The sequence below is a fragment of the Rhizobium sp. M1 genome (assembly GCF_002531805.1).
GTDB classification, from domain to species: Bacteria; Pseudomonadota; Alphaproteobacteria; order Rhizobiales; family Rhizobiaceae; genus Rhizobium; species Rhizobium etli_C.
Genome location: NZ_NWSW01000039.1, coordinates 1 through 14,911 on the forward strand (window position 1 = coordinate 1; position 14,911 = coordinate 14,911).

Annotated in this window: 12 protein-coding genes and 10 pseudogenes; 7 read left to right on the plus strand and 15 right to left on the minus strand. The window is 58.1% G+C overall.

Annotation, left to right across the window (positions count from 1 at the left end):
- Nucleotides 1–385: 385 nt before the first annotated feature.
- A pseudogene (locus CO655_RS33625) lies at nucleotides 386–575 on the plus strand (transposase); the annotation flags it as partial.
- Here the strand turns inward: CO655_RS33625 and CO655_RS28185 are convergent.
- The 4 genes and pseudogenes from CO655_RS28185 to CO655_RS28215 form a co-directional block, all read right to left on the minus strand.
- Nucleotides 557–1,054: a helix-turn-helix domain-containing protein gene (locus CO655_RS28185; RefSeq protein WP_245423943.1), complete on the minus strand. Its 498-nt coding sequence runs from the start codon at nucleotides 1,052–1,054 to the stop codon at nucleotides 557–559. The pseudogene CO655_RS33625 and the gene CO655_RS28185 sit on opposite strands and share 19 nt — an antisense overlap.
- 98 nt (nucleotides 1,055–1,152) lie before the next feature.
- Entirely contained in the window at nucleotides 1,153–1,644 is a 492-nt protein-coding gene (locus CO655_RS28190; RefSeq protein ID WP_225882825.1) for an ATP-binding protein, read from the minus strand.
- Nucleotides 1,645–1,718: 74 nt separating this feature from the next.
- Nucleotides 1,719–1,952, minus strand: a pseudogene (locus CO655_RS34490) (DUF5372 family protein); the annotation flags it as partial.
- Nucleotides 1,953–2,836: 884 nt separating this feature from the next.
- On the minus strand, nucleotides 2,837–3,013 hold the full coding sequence (locus CO655_RS28215; protein WP_004668584.1) for a DUF3606 domain-containing protein: 177 nt from the start codon (nucleotides 3,011–3,013) through the stop codon (nucleotides 2,837–2,839).
- A gap of 474 nt (nucleotides 3,014–3,487) precedes the next feature.
- On the opposite strand from CO655_RS28215, the gene CO655_RS28220 reads away from it, so the two are divergent.
- A complete protein-coding gene (locus CO655_RS28220; protein ID WP_010068053.1) occupies nucleotides 3,488–3,682 on the plus strand; it encodes a hypothetical protein in 195 nt (64 codons plus the stop codon).
- A gap of 58 nt (nucleotides 3,683–3,740) precedes the next feature.
- Nucleotides 3,741–3,851: pseudogene (locus CO655_RS28225) on the plus strand (IS630 family transposase); the annotation flags it as partial.
- A gap of 209 nt (nucleotides 3,852–4,060) precedes the next feature.
- On the opposite strand, the pseudogene CO655_RS34495 reads toward CO655_RS28225, so the two are convergent.
- Nucleotides 4,061–4,238: pseudogene (locus tag CO655_RS34495) on the minus strand (IS630 family transposase); the annotation flags it as partial.
- 173 nt (nucleotides 4,239–4,411) lie between these two features.
- Complete coding sequence (locus tag CO655_RS28230) at nucleotides 4,412–5,323, minus strand: LysR family transcriptional regulator (protein WP_042120104.1); 912 nt, start codon at nucleotides 5,321–5,323, stop codon at nucleotides 4,412–4,414.
- A gap of 242 nt (nucleotides 5,324–5,565) precedes the next feature.
- Between CO655_RS28230 and CO655_RS28235 the strand changes: the two genes are divergently transcribed.
- The 4 genes and pseudogenes from CO655_RS28235 (at nucleotide 5,566) to CO655_RS28250 (ending at nucleotide 9,201) form a co-directional block, all read left to right on the plus strand.
- A complete protein-coding gene (locus CO655_RS28235; RefSeq protein WP_016737469.1) occupies nucleotides 5,566–6,231 on the plus strand; it encodes an ABC transporter permease subunit in 666 nt (221 codons plus the stop codon).
- A gap of 4 nt (nucleotides 6,232–6,235) precedes the next feature.
- Nucleotides 6,236–6,985, plus strand: a complete 750-nt coding sequence (locus CO655_RS28240; protein ID WP_016737468.1) for an ABC transporter permease — start codon at nucleotides 6,236–6,238, stop codon at nucleotides 6,983–6,985.
- Between the two features lie 57 nt (nucleotides 6,986–7,042).
- Nucleotides 7,043–7,885: pseudogene (locus CO655_RS28245) on the plus strand (transporter substrate-binding domain-containing protein).
- 81 nt (nucleotides 7,886–7,966) lie between these two features.
- Nucleotides 7,967–9,201: pseudogene (locus CO655_RS28250) on the plus strand (CapA family protein).
- A gap of 77 nt (nucleotides 9,202–9,278) precedes the next feature.
- On the opposite strand, the gene CO655_RS28255 reads toward CO655_RS28250, so the two are convergent.
- The 9 genes and pseudogenes from CO655_RS28255 to CO655_RS34500 form a co-directional block, all read right to left on the minus strand.
- Complete coding sequence (locus CO655_RS28255; protein WP_097667546.1) at nucleotides 9,279–9,764, minus strand: helix-turn-helix transcriptional regulator; 486 nt, start codon at nucleotides 9,762–9,764, stop codon at nucleotides 9,279–9,281.
- A gap of 374 nt (nucleotides 9,765–10,138) precedes the next feature.
- Nucleotides 10,139–10,528, minus strand: a complete 390-nt coding sequence (locus CO655_RS28260) for a hypothetical protein (protein WP_176539317.1) — start codon at nucleotides 10,526–10,528, stop codon at nucleotides 10,139–10,141.
- Between the two features lie 174 nt (nucleotides 10,529–10,702).
- On the minus strand, nucleotides 10,703–11,101 hold the full coding sequence (locus CO655_RS28265) for a type II toxin-antitoxin system VapC family toxin (RefSeq protein WP_097667528.1): 399 nt from the start codon (nucleotides 11,099–11,101) through the stop codon (nucleotides 10,703–10,705).
- A complete protein-coding gene (locus CO655_RS28270; RefSeq protein ID WP_097667529.1) occupies nucleotides 11,098–11,364 on the minus strand; it encodes an antitoxin of toxin-antitoxin stability system in 267 nt (88 codons plus the stop codon). Before CO655_RS28270 ends, CO655_RS28265 begins: the two co-directional genes overlap by 4 nt.
- Before the next feature lie 84 nt (nucleotides 11,365–11,448).
- Nucleotides 11,449–12,240 (minus strand): annotated as a pseudogene (locus tag CO655_RS28275) (DUF2493 domain-containing protein); the annotation flags it as partial.
- Nucleotide 12,241: 1 nt separating this feature from the next.
- Nucleotides 12,242–13,384: pseudogene (gene virB10 / locus CO655_RS28280) on the minus strand (type IV secretion system protein VirB10); the annotation flags it as partial.
- Nucleotides 13,371–13,958 (minus strand): annotated as a pseudogene (locus CO655_RS28285) (TrbG/VirB9 family P-type conjugative transfer protein); the annotation flags it as partial. The pseudogenes virB10 and CO655_RS28285, both read right to left, overlap by 14 nt.
- Nucleotides 13,955–14,625 (minus strand): annotated as a pseudogene (locus CO655_RS28290) (virB8 family protein). The pseudogenes CO655_RS28290 and CO655_RS28285, both read right to left, overlap by 4 nt.
- A 1-nt stretch (nucleotide 14,626) precedes the next feature.
- Nucleotides 14,627–14,908 (minus strand): hypothetical protein, encoded by a 282-nt coding sequence (locus CO655_RS34500; protein WP_097667530.1) that lies wholly within the window; start codon nucleotides 14,906–14,908, stop codon nucleotides 14,627–14,629.
- Between the last annotated feature and the right edge of the window lie 3 nt (nucleotides 14,909–14,911).

The following is a 14,911-nucleotide window of genomic DNA, read 5'->3' on the forward strand; positions in this document are numbered from 1 at the left end:
TTGGTAGAACGCGGATCCGATGACGAACGGTCAGGTGGCCTCCGTTCCGTTCGTTTCATGAACCGGCATCATGCAGACTGCTTTCTGCCGCTTGTAACCAGGGATCAGCAAACACCATGCCAACTGCTCCGACGCGCCAAGAAGATCATTTTCTTTTATCAATGGGCGGGTTGAGGGCAGGTTGATGTGGATTTGACGGAGAGACGGTCGAACAAAACGTTCCAATCACGACAAACCTGACAAAAGTGGCGGATGCCCGACATTTGCGAGAAATGTCGACGGTTGCGCTGGGGACAAGGGAATTCACGTGGACTTCAAATCGCGCCAAGGATCATGTGCCTGTTCGTGGCTAAGGGGCGTTACCCGGAAAATCAAAACTCGCGGAGCTCTCCGCTATTCCATATCGCGCCGCGATATCTTCGAGCGCTTCCTGAAAGACGGCCGCGTCGAAGTGGACTCCACATGTTGAGCGGGCAATCAAGCCCCAGGCGTTAAGAAAAAATAGCCTGTTTGCTGAAGGTGACGAGGGCGCGACATACTCCTCATCTGATGATGTCTATAAAAGAGGATTTTGAACCGGATCCTGAGATATCGGACGCCGGGATCGCCTGGCATCGGCTTCGCGGCGCACGGTTTCGTGTTGAAGGTCGGAAAGCTGGATGATCCACGGCGCTCCGGTGCATAACTGGCGAGCGGGAAGGACACCGCTGCTGACCATCCGGTAGGCGGTAGCTCGACTCACCTTTAGAATGTCGGCGGCCTCGTCGAGGGTTCTCTCACCGCGTTCGGCCCGTTCACCTTCTCGATAGACGGAGACGCCGTGGATGTTGCGAAGACTGCAGACGTGGCTTCGCGTCCAGCTGGCGCCATGCCCTGTCCGCTTGCCGGATCGATTCAAGATCGCTGCGATCGACAAATCGGGCAACTGCCTCGCCAAGTTGCGAACGAGATCGACAACATCAGCCTTAACTGCCCAGCGGGTCTGGCCGATCTTGTTTTTCTTCACCGTCATCCGGGTGTGATCGCCACCCTGCCAATGAATGACGAGCGCCAATGTGTCGTCAACGGTATCGACAATGATTTCTTTGATCAGCAGCCGAATGATCTTTTGGCGTGTCTCGATAGACGCGTCGGGACCTGTGCCATGCCTTACTATAGATCGCTACCGAGCATCATCAATCTTGTACGGTCGTCGGCCGATAAAGCAGGCGTGTTACGGTCGGTCGAGAGCATCTCGAACTGGACCTCGAGATCACGCAATAGGATCAGCTTCTCATTCCAGCGCCGCTCCAGTTCGCCGGCGACCAACCGATTGCCCGGATCGACAGCATCATACTGGCGGCGCGCCCTGGCAGCCTCGTATTGTGCTTGCTTGATTAAGTTCTCGAGTTGCTGTTGATTGTCGCTATGACGCTGCGTGTGCGCCTCCATTGCCCGCAAGGCCGCCTCGATTCCCGGAGGTTGCAATCGCTCGAGCACCTCCTGCGCCACGGCCCGATCGACCCGCATGCCGCCGAACCCGATACAGTTGCCGACCGCCATGGCGCCGAACGTGCCGCGACAAACATATCGCTGCGCCGCCTTTCCCGGAGTATTGAATGTGCAATCGGCGACCGCAGCGACCGCAACGGAATAGTCAGGCAACAAAGCTTGGCGCGCAGTTCAACGAGTTTGGTTGCCGAAAGGCGCGGCGCAGCTACGATCTCGATCGAACTTGCCGCAGGATCAAACATCCATGCCGGAATTTGAAATGAACCACCGTGTGCCAGAATGAGCAGATAGTGAACGCCTTCGTGCTCATGGCTGCCGGTTACCAAGACGGTTTGGTCAACCAGTGGATGGAAGGGATAGGTGACCCTTGCTTCAAACGTCGGAAATCCGGCATTATGAACCCGGCTCGGAAGGCGGCGGCAGGACTTGGGCGACGATCGCGACGCTGCTTCAAACTGCATTTTGCCGCGCGCGGCAAAAGCACGTTTATACTGACCAGCAAACTATGCCGATTAACCGACTTTGCCAACGTTTCCGGCACCATAGCAGCCGCCTAGTCGGCATAGCTTAGGGTCTCTCCGTCGCGAAGGAGAGGACACATGAACGCAACTCAGGATCGCATCGCCCTATGCAGGAAGCTAGTCTACAGTCCACATCGGGACGACGATGCACGTGGCACTCGCTAAGCCTGTTTCGGGATCTGATCGACTGGCATGTCGGCAATGGAATACTCCGCAGGATTTAAGCGAGGTTCACGTCGACCGCTTCCCTGAGCATCGTTTCAAACACTGGAGACCCGACTCGGGCGATTGATCGGCGCTCCGCCGCTCGCCTTTGGCGTTACGGGAGAATGGCTTAATACCGACCGCGCTTCCTATTCAGCGCAGTGAGCACGAGAAGATCGACGATGCTGGCCGGTCCCAAAAACGGGATGGCAGCTTCTAGAAGTCGATTGAACGGACCGGTCGGGACCGGCGTCCGCACGCGGTGCCCCACGGTCTGTGGGCCTCTGAATTCTGTTCTGCAGGTAAAGTCAGCCGACGCCGTCGCGTATCGCGACTTTGGAGCTCGTTGGGTTCGCTCGCCAGCCCCTTCCTCATGCGATGCGGCTCCGCCCCTTGCAAGAAACGCTCCGGCGTCCCAATACTTTTGGCTTTGCTCGACGGCGCTGTATCCCGCAGCTTCGATAGCCTTGCTCCGAAACGCTTCCTGCGGGGTCGTCAACTCCTGCAGTCAGGCGCCTTCCGCCGCTGCGTTATGATCCGTCGGAGCCAGACTTTCAGCGGCTGTTTCCGCCGCTGACTTTATGGCTGCGGACCCTCACGGTTGAACTCTCCAACCCGGATTAGTGCCGGTCGAGTTCGGCTTCGACCTTCTTGCGACTGTTGCCTACGTTCTTCACGGTCTTCTTCACCGCTTCCTTGGAAATGCCTTCCTTCCGGGCTTCGTACTTCACCTCGTGATCCTGACCACCTGCGACGCGAGCACGATCCTGGCTGCGGGCTTTGGATGTGGTTGCCATGGTGAGATCCTCCTAATGTCGGTCCTTACGAACGGGCGCCGATTCAATAAGTTCCGGCCTCCGTTATGGTGAGGCGCGCTTCGGCGATGTCGCGGACGCGCTGCACATGGCCTCGGGCGAGATGGTTCACTTCGACGATGAGATCGCGCAAGGCATATCTGCGACCGCAGTTAATCAGTAGCGGACAATTCTTCCCAGGCAGTTGGTACGGCTCGTCGTGTGCCTATGAGCAAACCCATGGATTGATTGTCATAGAAAGCAGGACTAGAACAACAGCGCTAATGCAGGAGCGCTCGGCATCCGAACGCAGAACAAGATCGCGGCGGAAGCCACGCAAGAGCGTCGTCTGCGAAGAGAAACCAAGCGGCTCGGCAGGTTGCGGCTAACCTCTGACCGAGTCGGCACCACGAAGGAGCCAACCCATCGGGGACAGATCCCCCTCAGCCGCTACATCAACGTGATTTGGAGTTTGGAATGGATCAATTTGCTACCGCCGACAACACCTCCGCAGCCGCTCGTCGCCGCGAAGCCAGGATTGCGAAGGGCTACAGCCTTGAGGACCTGGCCATCGCCACCGGACTTACGGTCGAGGAAATCGCAGCGGCCGAGGAACCCCTTCAGATCGTGCCTCAGCACCACCTCGAGCGCATTGAGCATGTGATCTCATAGCTTCCGTCGCCACCGGCACGCGGTCCCGGTTTAGGGGCCGCAGTCAACCACGGAGGGCGCGGAACGAAAGATCGATGCTCTATGGGACGTCCTAGGCGCATTGATGCTCCGCTTCACGCCGACAGAATGCGCAAACTACTTCAGGGCTGCTGGATATGAGCCGGATTGAACAGGATTTGCTCTAGTCGATATTGCGTCCAATTGAAGTGTCATCCGCCATTTTAAGATAACTGCAGAATCACTTAAAGAGAACATGGCACCAATGATCGCACAAACAACCGGTCCGCTTCTGCCAACCGACGCAGTTCCGATTGTCGCGATGTTCTTCTACGATATGGCGCAACTATCTGCTCGGTGGCTTAGGTAAGCCACCGCCGTTCGCGGCTTGTGGCTACTCATCCTGCCGGGCTGCGCTGTCCGTCGCGTCACGCGCCGCACCCAATCGATCGCGATGCTGATGCCAATGCGGAAGCGCTTGGACGCCGCCCGGCACCACACCCCTCCTGTATCACCGCTTCTACAACTTCTCGCGGTTATTCGAAACAGGTCTCGCCATCCAGCTCAGCCTCCTGACCGGCCAGAAGGATGAATCTGATTTGCGTCATAGGGAATCCTTCTCACGGGTCTACCTAAAATCATCCCGCTCTAAGCTTACGCGCACAACTCGCGGTTCAGCATGAACTCGCAACATCTGTTTTACGGTGCGAGGGTCATACCTCGATGCGATCGTCAAGCAGCCCGATCTGTCAAAGCCGCGACTATCTCTTCCAATGCAAATCTTAGGCTATCACTCAGCTTTCGATCTTTTTGCCAAACGACGACGTAGTGATATGTTGCCCCTGGCTGAAATTCGCGGAATGCAACGTCGAATTCAGCATATTCGCTCGCAATGATCTCGTTCGTAATCGAAACGCCGATCCCTGCCATGACATAGCCAATGTCATGGCCATTGGCGTCATATTCCACGGCGATGTCAGGAGCGGTTCCCATATATCGAAGGGCATTGACGCTCATTTGGTGAGAGGCAATTTGCGGGTCGATATCGATGATCGCCTCACTAGCAAGATCTTCGGCAGTGACAAGCTGCTGTGCCGCAAATCGATGGTTGGCCGGAAAAAGACATACGTTGGTGGCCGAGCCGACGGGCACCCAATCAAGAATGCGCTCATCAAGAGGCAATCGGGAGATGCCAAGATCCGAGCGGCCGTTTAACACATGATCTGCAATCTGCTCATAAGTTCCTGATTTCACCTGAACGGCGTAAGAGCGGCTTCTCTCCCGAATCCTTTTGACCACTTTCGGCAAGGTCGCGAAGGAGAAAGCGCTTGGCGCCGCGATGCCGATCATTCGCGTATCGTTGTTCCGCAGGAAGTCGATTGACGGTCCGATCCGATCAAGTCCGGCAAACGCCGCGTCGATTGTGCGTAGAAATTCCCATGCCTTGACGGTTGGCACCAGTCTGTTGTTTTCCCGGCGGAAGAGCGCGAAGCCGACAGTCTCCTCTAGCTGCTTGATGTTTTGGCTGACCGCCGGCTGGGTTATTCGCAACATCTGCGCTGCGAGCCTTTCCGAGCCGGCGCGCATAACCTCCCGCAATATTTGAAGGTGGCGGATCTTCACTCCGGAGTCGGTGACGTCCATGGCCGGGAATCTCAATCGTGGTCGAGCGACGCGCCTCATAAGCTGCGCTTATCAAAACTTCCTGAATCTTATAAATTGACGGCGGCAAGTCAAAGTATATTTTTGACATACGCCAAACTTAGAGCGCCGGTTAAGCTAATGAATCCAATCTACCCTCGGTTAAATCTCGGCAAGCCCTTTGTATATGTCGGGAGAATACCTTTCCTATTTCGGTGCGCTCGCAAGAATATTGGAGACTTGCATTGTACGCATTTGTAGATCAATTTTTATCTGGATTGAAGAACACACTTTTAGTGTTTGCCTTGAGCTGCGCTTTCGGGACCCTATTAGGTTTGCTTATTGCCGTTCTCCGCAACTCGACCCGTAAGTCGGTTTCATCGTGCATGCGGGCCTACACGGGCATCATCCGGGGTGTTCCGGAACTTCTGATCATCCTCCTGACGTATTTCGGCGGAACCGCCCTTTTGAGCGCGATTGCCGGTGGCTACATCGAGATTAATGCATTTGCGGCCGGTGTCGCGGCACTGACCGTCGTGTTCAGCGGGTACGCCGCGGAAATATTCCGTGGTGCGATCAACGCGGTTGCACCAGGCCAACGAGAGGCTGCAGCGGCGCTCGGGCTTTCGAACGCGCAGATTTGGTTTCTGATCATCATTCCCCAGATGATCCCGATCGCTCTGCCGGCATTCTGTAACCTTTGCATCTCCTTGATAAAGGATACATCGCTGATTTCCGTCGTCGGGCTGACGGATGTCATGCGCGTCGCCTATATAGGCGCAGGCTCACTGCGCGCTCCACTCCCCTTCTATCTCGCAGCGTCTGCAATCTACCTCGCCCTCACAAGCCTGTCCCTTCTTTCGTTCCGGTTATTGGAGCGCCGCTATTCGCTCCCGGCGATGAAAGGTTGAGGCAATGAGCATGACCATCGCGCTTGAAGCGTTTCTCACCCTTCCCCGCGGCCTTCTTCTCACTCTGGTTCTGACATTCGCATCGCTTGCCGCAGGCTTCGCCGTCTCGGTCCCGCTCGCCTTCCTACGGGCATCATCAAATCCGTGGGCTTCCGCGCCCGTGCTGGCATATACCTATGCGTTCCGCGGCACGCCACTTCTGGTTCAGCTTTTCCTGATTTACTACGGGATTGGCCAGCTTCCCCTCGTCCGCCAAAGCTTTCTATGGGCCGTGATGCGAGAGCCGTTCTGGTGCGCCTTCATTGCTTTCACCCTGAACAGCGCCGCCCATACGACAGAAGTTCTGCGCGGCGGGATCCAGGCGGTCCCGCGTGGGCAGATTGAAGCGGCCAAAGCCTTGGGCCTTTCCCGTTTCCACACTGCCCGTCTTATCGTGTTCCCTTTGACCCTCAGGATCGCTCTTCCCGCCTATGCAAATGAGGTGGTTGGAATGCTGAAGGCAAGCTCCCTTGCAAGCACCATCACGCTGCTTGAGGTGACCGGGCTCGCCCGACAGCTGGTGTCGGAGACATTCGCCCCATACGAGGTCTTCATTGCCGCGGGGGCTTTCTATCTGCTGCTTACCCTCTTGATCACGCAAGGTTTCCAGATGCTGGAGACGCGTTGGACGCCGACGGCAAACCGTCCACCGCCGGCGCAACCTGTACCTCGAAGAGCGAACGGAAAGCCGCCTCTCGCCTCGGCTGAAACTTGACGCCAGCCCACATCCCGGACGCCAACAATCAAACTCAGCAATGAAAGGAACATCGTCGTGAAACGAACACTTCTGCTTGCCCTGTCTCTTGTCGTCTGCGCCAACAACGCGGGAGCAATGGACAGGAAGACACTGACAATCGCCTCTGAAGGTGCTTCGCCGCCCTGGAATGCCATCACCCCCCAAGGGGAGCTCGCCGGCTTTGACATCGACGTCGGCCGCGATCTTTGCCGGAGGATGAAGTTCGAGTGCACTTTCGTGCCTCAGGACTGGGACGGAATCATACCGGCGCTCACCGTTGGAAAGTTCGATGCCATCATGTCGGGGATGGCGATAACTGAGAAGCGGAAGAAATCGATCGCTTTTTCCAAGCCCTACGCCGGAGGTTTCAACCAACTTGTCATGCGCAAAGACCTCGATCTTCCGCCCACGGATACGTCGGCCGAGCTCGACCTCACAACTATCGACCCTGAAAAGCAGGCAAAGATCGAGGAGCTTCGAGCCGCTCTCAACGGCAGAACTTTGGGCGTATTGCGATCATCGAATTCGGAAGCGGTGCTCAATGAACTGTTCGGAATGGTCGCGACGATCAGGAGCTACGATTCCCAGGACAACATGCATCTCGATCTCGTAGCTGAGCGCATCGATGGCGGCCTTGCCGACTATTTCACCTGGAAAGCCTTCCTCGACAGCACGGATGGCGGGATTGCAACGCTCTACGGCCCGCAGCTCTCCGGTGGCCTGTAGGGCCCAGGTGTCGGCGTCGGGCTTCGGCAAGACGACGGCGAATTGGTTGCGGCATTCGATAGCGCCATCGAGGCCGCCACGAGCGACGGAACCCTTAAGCGGCTGAGCGAGCAATGGTTCAAGATCGATGTTTCGCCGCAGACATCGAACTAGACACTGGCTCTACGACACGCATTTCCCCCGAAGCCATAGCGCGTGAGCAGTCGGCAGTCCCAAAGATCGAAGGTAGACCACATGTCCGCACCCTTTTCCATTGCTGTCACCGGCCAGTCGCTCATCCGTCATGATCTTCGAGCGATCGGCGATCCACGGCTCGCTGAGATCGCCGAGATCCTCAAAGCAAGCGATGTTGCCTTCACCAATCTCGAGACGACTATCTATGGTCGTCATGGTGGATGGCCGCTCAAAGGCAGCTATTTCGGCGCTGCAACGCCGGATGTCTTGGCCGCGTTGAAGGAGCTCGGTTTCAATAGCCTGGCTCTGGCAAACAACCATGCTTTCGATCTTGGACCGCCGGGGATCCTCTCGACGCTGGAGGAGGTTGCGGCACACAATTTCCTGCATGCCGGCATCGGCCACAACAAGCATCATGCTTCTACGGCACAGAAAATGACGTTCGGATCCCGAAATGTTGCGCTGATTGCCATGGACGCTGGGCCAGGCCCGTCTTTCATGTACGCCGAGGATGCAAGTGAGGGCAGGATAGCAAGGCCCGGCATCAATAGTCTGAAGGTCTCCAGGGTATTCGACCTGGAAGCGGGAACATTCAACTTGCTTCGCTCCATTCAGGAGCGTCTTCTAAGTTCGCCTTGGAGCGCGCGAATTATGCCCAGCCGGAGGATCTGCCTGATCTTCACGGCCAAGACGAAATTGATTTCTATGGAACCGTGTTTCGAAGATCAGATGAGACCGCTCGCCGCATCGTGGTGGACCGGCACAGCGCCTGGGCCCACCTTTCGGCGATCGCGGAAGAAGCGGGCCGAGATACATTCGTCATCGTGTACTTGCATCATCACCATTGGGAGCCGAGCTGGCAGCAAGTCCCCGCCTGGGTCCGCGAATTTGCGCACGATTGCGTGAACGCGGGCGCAGGGCTCTTTGTCAGCCATGGCGCTCCGGTCCTTCAAGCGGTCGAGATATATCGGAATACGCCAATTTTCTACGGCCTTGGCAACTTCCTCTTCCATACGGAAAAGGACGAACAGCAATGGAGCCCGCCGGAGGTGTGGAGGAGCGTCATCGCGACCTGCAATTTTGAATCTAGCGGACGGCTGGAAAATATCCGCTTGCGCCCGATTGTGATCGGTGGAACCGAGGCATTATCGGATCCTGCACGCGATCGCCTCCCCTTCCCTGTGCTTGCCGATGGCAGAATGGCGGCAGATATCCTTGACGATCTTGCCGACCGCAGTGCCGGTTTTGGCACTGTGCTTGACCGAGAGAAGAACGTCGGCCAGATCGTTTGTTAGATGCGGAATAAACCTGCAGTGCGCGACGAGAACTTTACGAACGCTGACCAATTTGCGGCCGCGCTCTTGTTGTCTTTTCATGGGGAAACGTCCTTGTGTTCTTCCATCTCTTCATCGACAATCGAGCTGACGAGGGCAACGACGCGGCTACGCACACGCGGGGAAAGGAGCAAAACGTCGTCTATCAGACGCCGTCCCTCCGCCGTGTAAATATAGGCAATCTTCTCATCAATCTCTGTCATGAATTGCTGGCCCTGAGTGGTTTCGGGATCTGGAAGGCCTTCGAAAAATCTCGAAACAGGGATCTTGAGGCAATTGGCAAGCTCGTAGAGCATCGAAGCGCTGACGCGGTTCTTGCCGCTTTCATATTTTTGCACCTGCTGTAAGCTGACCCCGATGCCGGCGCCAAGATCCCCCAGGGACACATTCGACTGCATTCGGCGGATACGGATTTGCTGTCCGACATGCCGATCAACTGGGTGCACCAACTCGCGCGCTAAATTCGACTGTTCGGCTTGCGCAGGCCTCGAAGTCCGAACCTGTGCTGCTGCATAGCGCTTCATGGTGGACACCCCGATGGCGAGTTTCACGCGGTGCGCCCCCGCGGAATAACTCGCTCAACCCACTGATCGGGGAGTTAGAACACCGTGCTAGACGGCCCTATGGCCTTTAGTTCCGAGGAACCTGGACATACGCCACAGGCTCCTCGACCGAAGGTCAAGGAGTGTGGTGCCGAATCGGCCGACACCAACCGCTAACAGCGGGTTCTAATCCCCAAGGCAGCGCGTACTGCCTCGCGGCCAAACTTAGTGGAAATCCGCCCGCTGCAACCGAATTCTTTACAAAATTCAATAGCTTCGCTTTACGCGCGGACACTTCAAGAGCGAGAGGTCACGCTTCGGGCGGTAAAGTGGTCAGAAAACCAAAGGAGGTGCGATCAGCGGAACGCCCATTGCGAGGATTGTCTGCCCACTCTCCCTGAGGAATAGGCCACCGCAAGCTCCGCCCATAGGGGGTCCTGGGTGAAGCTGGAAAGGGGCCCGCAAGCGTCGATAATGCTCATCTTGCCGAACTGCTCGAGAAGCGTTTCAATTCCCCCACGGCTAAAAGCATTCAACAGCGAAAACGGCTCGCACGGCGAGGAGATGATGCGATGGCCCCAAACCCCCGGCCGTTCGTCGTTTGACAGGGCGTTGAGAAGCTGTGTGTCACGATGGTTGCTCCTCAACGCCTCGCAGAATGCCCAGCGCATCAACGGATAATAGATCGTATGCCGACTTCCACCTAGGACACGCACGCCAGGCAGGATCGACGTTACGATGAACATCAGCAGAAGGTTCGGAACGATCTGGCCAGTTCTCAGGGCCTCCACAAGACTTGGCGGCGAGAATTCAACACGGACATCATCTGTCGCCTTCGACCGGAGGACCCTGCCATCCAGCCAAAGTGGAAAAAGCCGCCCTTCGAGCCGGGTTCATCCGCGGAGCCAAGCTCGGTGTGATCACAAGGCAACAGGATCGGAGCAAGTCACAAACGGAATGCCATAAAGCGCGACATTTTGATCGTCCGAAACCAAATACGCTCCCTCCACCACGGCTTGCGCCATGAGCAGATGATCGAAAGGATCGCGGTGATGAAGTGGAAGAGCAGCGAGAGCGATAAGATGCGCGTCCGAGATATCCAGCCGGTCGAAACCTTGATCCGGCAAAATCGCAACAATCTCTTCGAGATCGGCATCAAGTTTGCCGATGCGCAGCTTCACAGTGATTTCCCAAAGGGAGACAGCACTGACGAGGACATCATTCTCGGGATCGCCGATAAGGCGACGCGCATGGTTCCCTAGCTTCTCGTCGTCGTTCAGCCACCACAGCAAGGCATGTGTATCGAGCAGCAGCCTCACGTCCCGTCTTCCATGGACTTCAGAACATCCGCCGGCAGACCATCGAAGTCATCGGCAACTTTGATCTTTCCGCGCAACGCGCCTGGTTTCCGCATGACGGCGCCGGCTGACGGCGGGCCGATTTCGGCGACAACCTTGTGATGCGACGTCAGGACGAACCGCTGGCCGTCTTCGACCTGCTTGAGGAAAGACGTCAGGTTGCCGCGAAATTCCCGCACGCCGACACGGCGGGGAGATGGTATCTGCTGCCGAGATTGGGTCATGGCGAAGCTCCGTTTCAACGGCAAATGTGTACACAATTTTTGCGAAATGCAAGCATCTCCTTCAGCCGTATGGACAGATGGCGCTTACGCGCCATCTCCCGCCGCTTGCCAAAACGGAGATGCCAAGTCGGCGGGCCTTGTCGGCCAGATTGCCGGTAATGCCGGAGCCGGGGAAGATGACGACGCCAGCCGGCATGACCGAGAGCATGTCGTCATTGCGGCGGAACGGTGCGGCCTTTGCGTGCTTCGTCCAGTTCGGCTTGAAGGCGATCTGTATCACCTTGCGCGCTTCTGCCCAGCAGGCAGCGATACGTTCGGCGCCCTTCGGCGAGCCGCCGTGCAGCAGCACCATGTCGGGATATTTGGCGAGGGCTTGATCGAGTTTCGCCCAGATTCGTTCGTGATCATTGTAGTCGATGCCGCCGCCGAAGGCGATCTTGGTGCCTGCCGGGATCAGCACTTCGGTCTCGGCGCGCCGGCGGGCGGATAGAAAGTCTCTGGAGTCGATCATCGCCGCGGTCATGTCGGCGTGGCTGACCTTGGAGCCCGTCCGCGGCCGCAATGCCGAGCCGCATTGGGTTCGAAGAGGTCGCCCGCATAGGCGCGCATGAACTCGAAGGCATTGCGGCGCTCAAGCAGCGTGATGCCTTCGGCAACGAGGCGCTCCAACTCGACACTCTTGACCTCCGAGCCGTCCTGCTCGCGCTGACCGTTGCGTTGGCTATCCCCATTACGCTGAAGCTCACGCTGGATGCGCTCGCCGGCGCGGTGGAAGAGATTGACCGTCGACCACAGGAGGTCTTCGAGATCGGACTCCAGGCGGGTATCGCCGAGCATTTCGAATAGAGCATCGAACATGGCGGTCAGCGCCGACTGGAAGCACCGCGCGGTCGTAGACACGATTGCGTGGCTCGGTCACGCGAAGCCGGTAAACGCTCGAGAAATCGAGGTCGCGGGCGACGAAGATCGAAACGAGTTCACCCTGATGCTTCATGAGGGTCGGCGGAATGTTGATCGATTGCTCGACGGCGATCGCCGCGGCCTGCTGACCGGCACTGGCGGTGTTTTGCGCGTCGACATCACCGTCCTGCAGCCGGCTGCTGGCATAGGAACTGGCATCGCCGACAATCGACAGGAGCATTGCGCTGCCGAACCGCTCCCACCAATGAGTGTCCACATAACCATCGATGCCGGCCCGGCCGAGCGCATCGGTTGCCGGCGACGCCAAAGTGATGATCACGCCTTTCGGCGTCTTCGCCCGGTTCCAAAGGACGAACAGGCGCTTTTGTCCACGCCGAATGCCGCCGCGATATTCTCCGACGATCTGCGTGCCTTTTTCCATCAACACCACGCGGCTGTTATCTGAGAGAACGTCCCGGTTGATGACGCAGCTCGTGAACCCCGGCTGATCGGAGGAGAGCGCGGTCTCGAGAACGCAAGGAATGGATGTCCCCATGGCGACGATGAAATCACGATTGCCCAACGTGCCGGCACGCGATCCCTGCAATTGCGTCGGTGTCAGCAAGCGGTTGAAGCGCTGGTCATCGTTTTCGCCCTGCGAGGCGAAGCCGCCGGGATTGGCGCCGAACGGCACGTAATTCGAGGCCTGATCCGACGCCTCGCCCTGATCCTGCCGCCGCGTTGCCGGCGATTTCTCGCCGCCATAGGCGATGACCGGCGCACGACGGGCAGCATCGAGCAGCTTGTCGCCGTCGGTCGGCGCCTGCTCGGCGGCGACAGGCGTCGGGAGTTGGACCTGTGGAAGAGGCGCTACCGGCTGGACCGGCTCCTTGGTCGGTTCGAAATCCGATGTCTGCCGGATGACAACGCGCTCCGGCTGGGCACCGTCTGACGGCTTGTCCCGCCCTCGCATCGACCAGAGAGCGAACGTGACAAAGACGACGATCGCCAAGGCGAAAGCGCCGCGTTTGAGGATCGGGTTATTGTCGAGCCGGCTGCCGGCCGACGTCTCGGCACGCTCGCCCGGGATCTGGGTAATCTCTTCCTCGGCCGTTGTCATAGACCGCTTGCGGTTCGAGCACCTGGGACCCTTGCGCCGTATAACGCCAGTTGCGCGGTCCATAAGCTTCGTGAAGGGCAAGCACGCGATCAGCCTCGCCGGCCTGTGCCGCCCGCGCGCGCGCAGCTGCTTCCTGCCGGCGCCGCTCCGCCTCATCAGCGGGATAGCGGTATTTTACATAGAAATAGGTGTTCTGACCGGCTTCGACGCTGCCGTCGCGGACGGTGAGTTCCATCTGATAGCTGCGGGTCGAGCCGTCCCGTCGTGTCGTCACGACCGAGATATTCGTCACCGACTGATTTTCCCTGGGCTTCAGGAACAGGATGTTGCCGGCCGGCGCCACTTCCCAAGCAACGCTGTTGCCAAGCGCCACATGAGCGATTTCCTCGTCGGCGGCGAATTCGATTTGCACCGAAGACCGCAGTGTGCCGACGACTTTGGTGATGTTATAGGGCTGGTAGTCGACGAAACGGATGCGGCTGTCCTGCACGGCGCCGCGCGGCGTCTCGAGGGCGAGCGCTGCAGACGAAAACCCGGTGGCCAGGATGAGCGGAAGGAGAAAGCGGGGTCTCAATTGATGGCCTCCGGATCGGCGCGATATTCGCTGACGACGAAGCCGAGCGGATTGGTCAGCCGGTCGGTCGAGAACATCGGAGCGTTGGCATAGGAGAAGGTCAGGGTCGCAACCCAGTGCGTGGTGCTCACCTCGTCACCGCGGGTCACGGTCCTCATATAGCGGACGGATGCCACATTGGCGTTGATCAGCGAGATGGAAACAATGTTGATCCGCGACGTGGCGCTGCGGCCATAAATGTTCTGCGGGGAATCCGGATTGCTGCCGCGGTAGACTGCGGCAAATCGAGTCTGCTCCGGCTGCGTCGACAGCAAGGCGACGGTGCGGAAATTCTCCTCGCCTTCGCTCCAGACGTAACCTTCGCGGGCGCGGACATATTTGGCGGCAAAATATTTGGTGACCGCCTCGTCGTAGGTGCCGGCGGTGGATGTCAGCGCCGAGACCACATCGACGATACCGGTGGAATTATCGACCCGCACGACGAAAGGCTCGACGGTTTTGAGAGGCGTGAGACCGGCAATGGCAAACACCGAGACGCCGGCAGGATGCTGGCGCAAACAGCGACGAACCAGGCGATCCGGGCGGAGCGCTCGACCTGGATCATCCGATCCTGATCGAACCGGCGGGCCTTGTCGAAGTAACTTTTGAGGTTATTCGTGGTCACCATGTCATTCGCCCTCGCATGGACGGTAGGAGCCCGCGACATCGAAATGCGCGAAAGCGGCCGGTGTGGCTGAAGATGGTTCCGGCACATAGGCGGCGGCGTGACTGGTCGGCTCAGCGGGAACGGCCCGGGTCGCCGGCTGCTCGCCTCCACTGTCCTGCCATTGCCACATGGCGCGGTTCAGCGGCCGGCGGGAATAACCATCACATTTGGGCAACGGGTGGGAAATCGAACCGCAGCCTAAGAGGCCAGCGGTCACAAAAAACGATAAAACGATTCGGAGCATCCT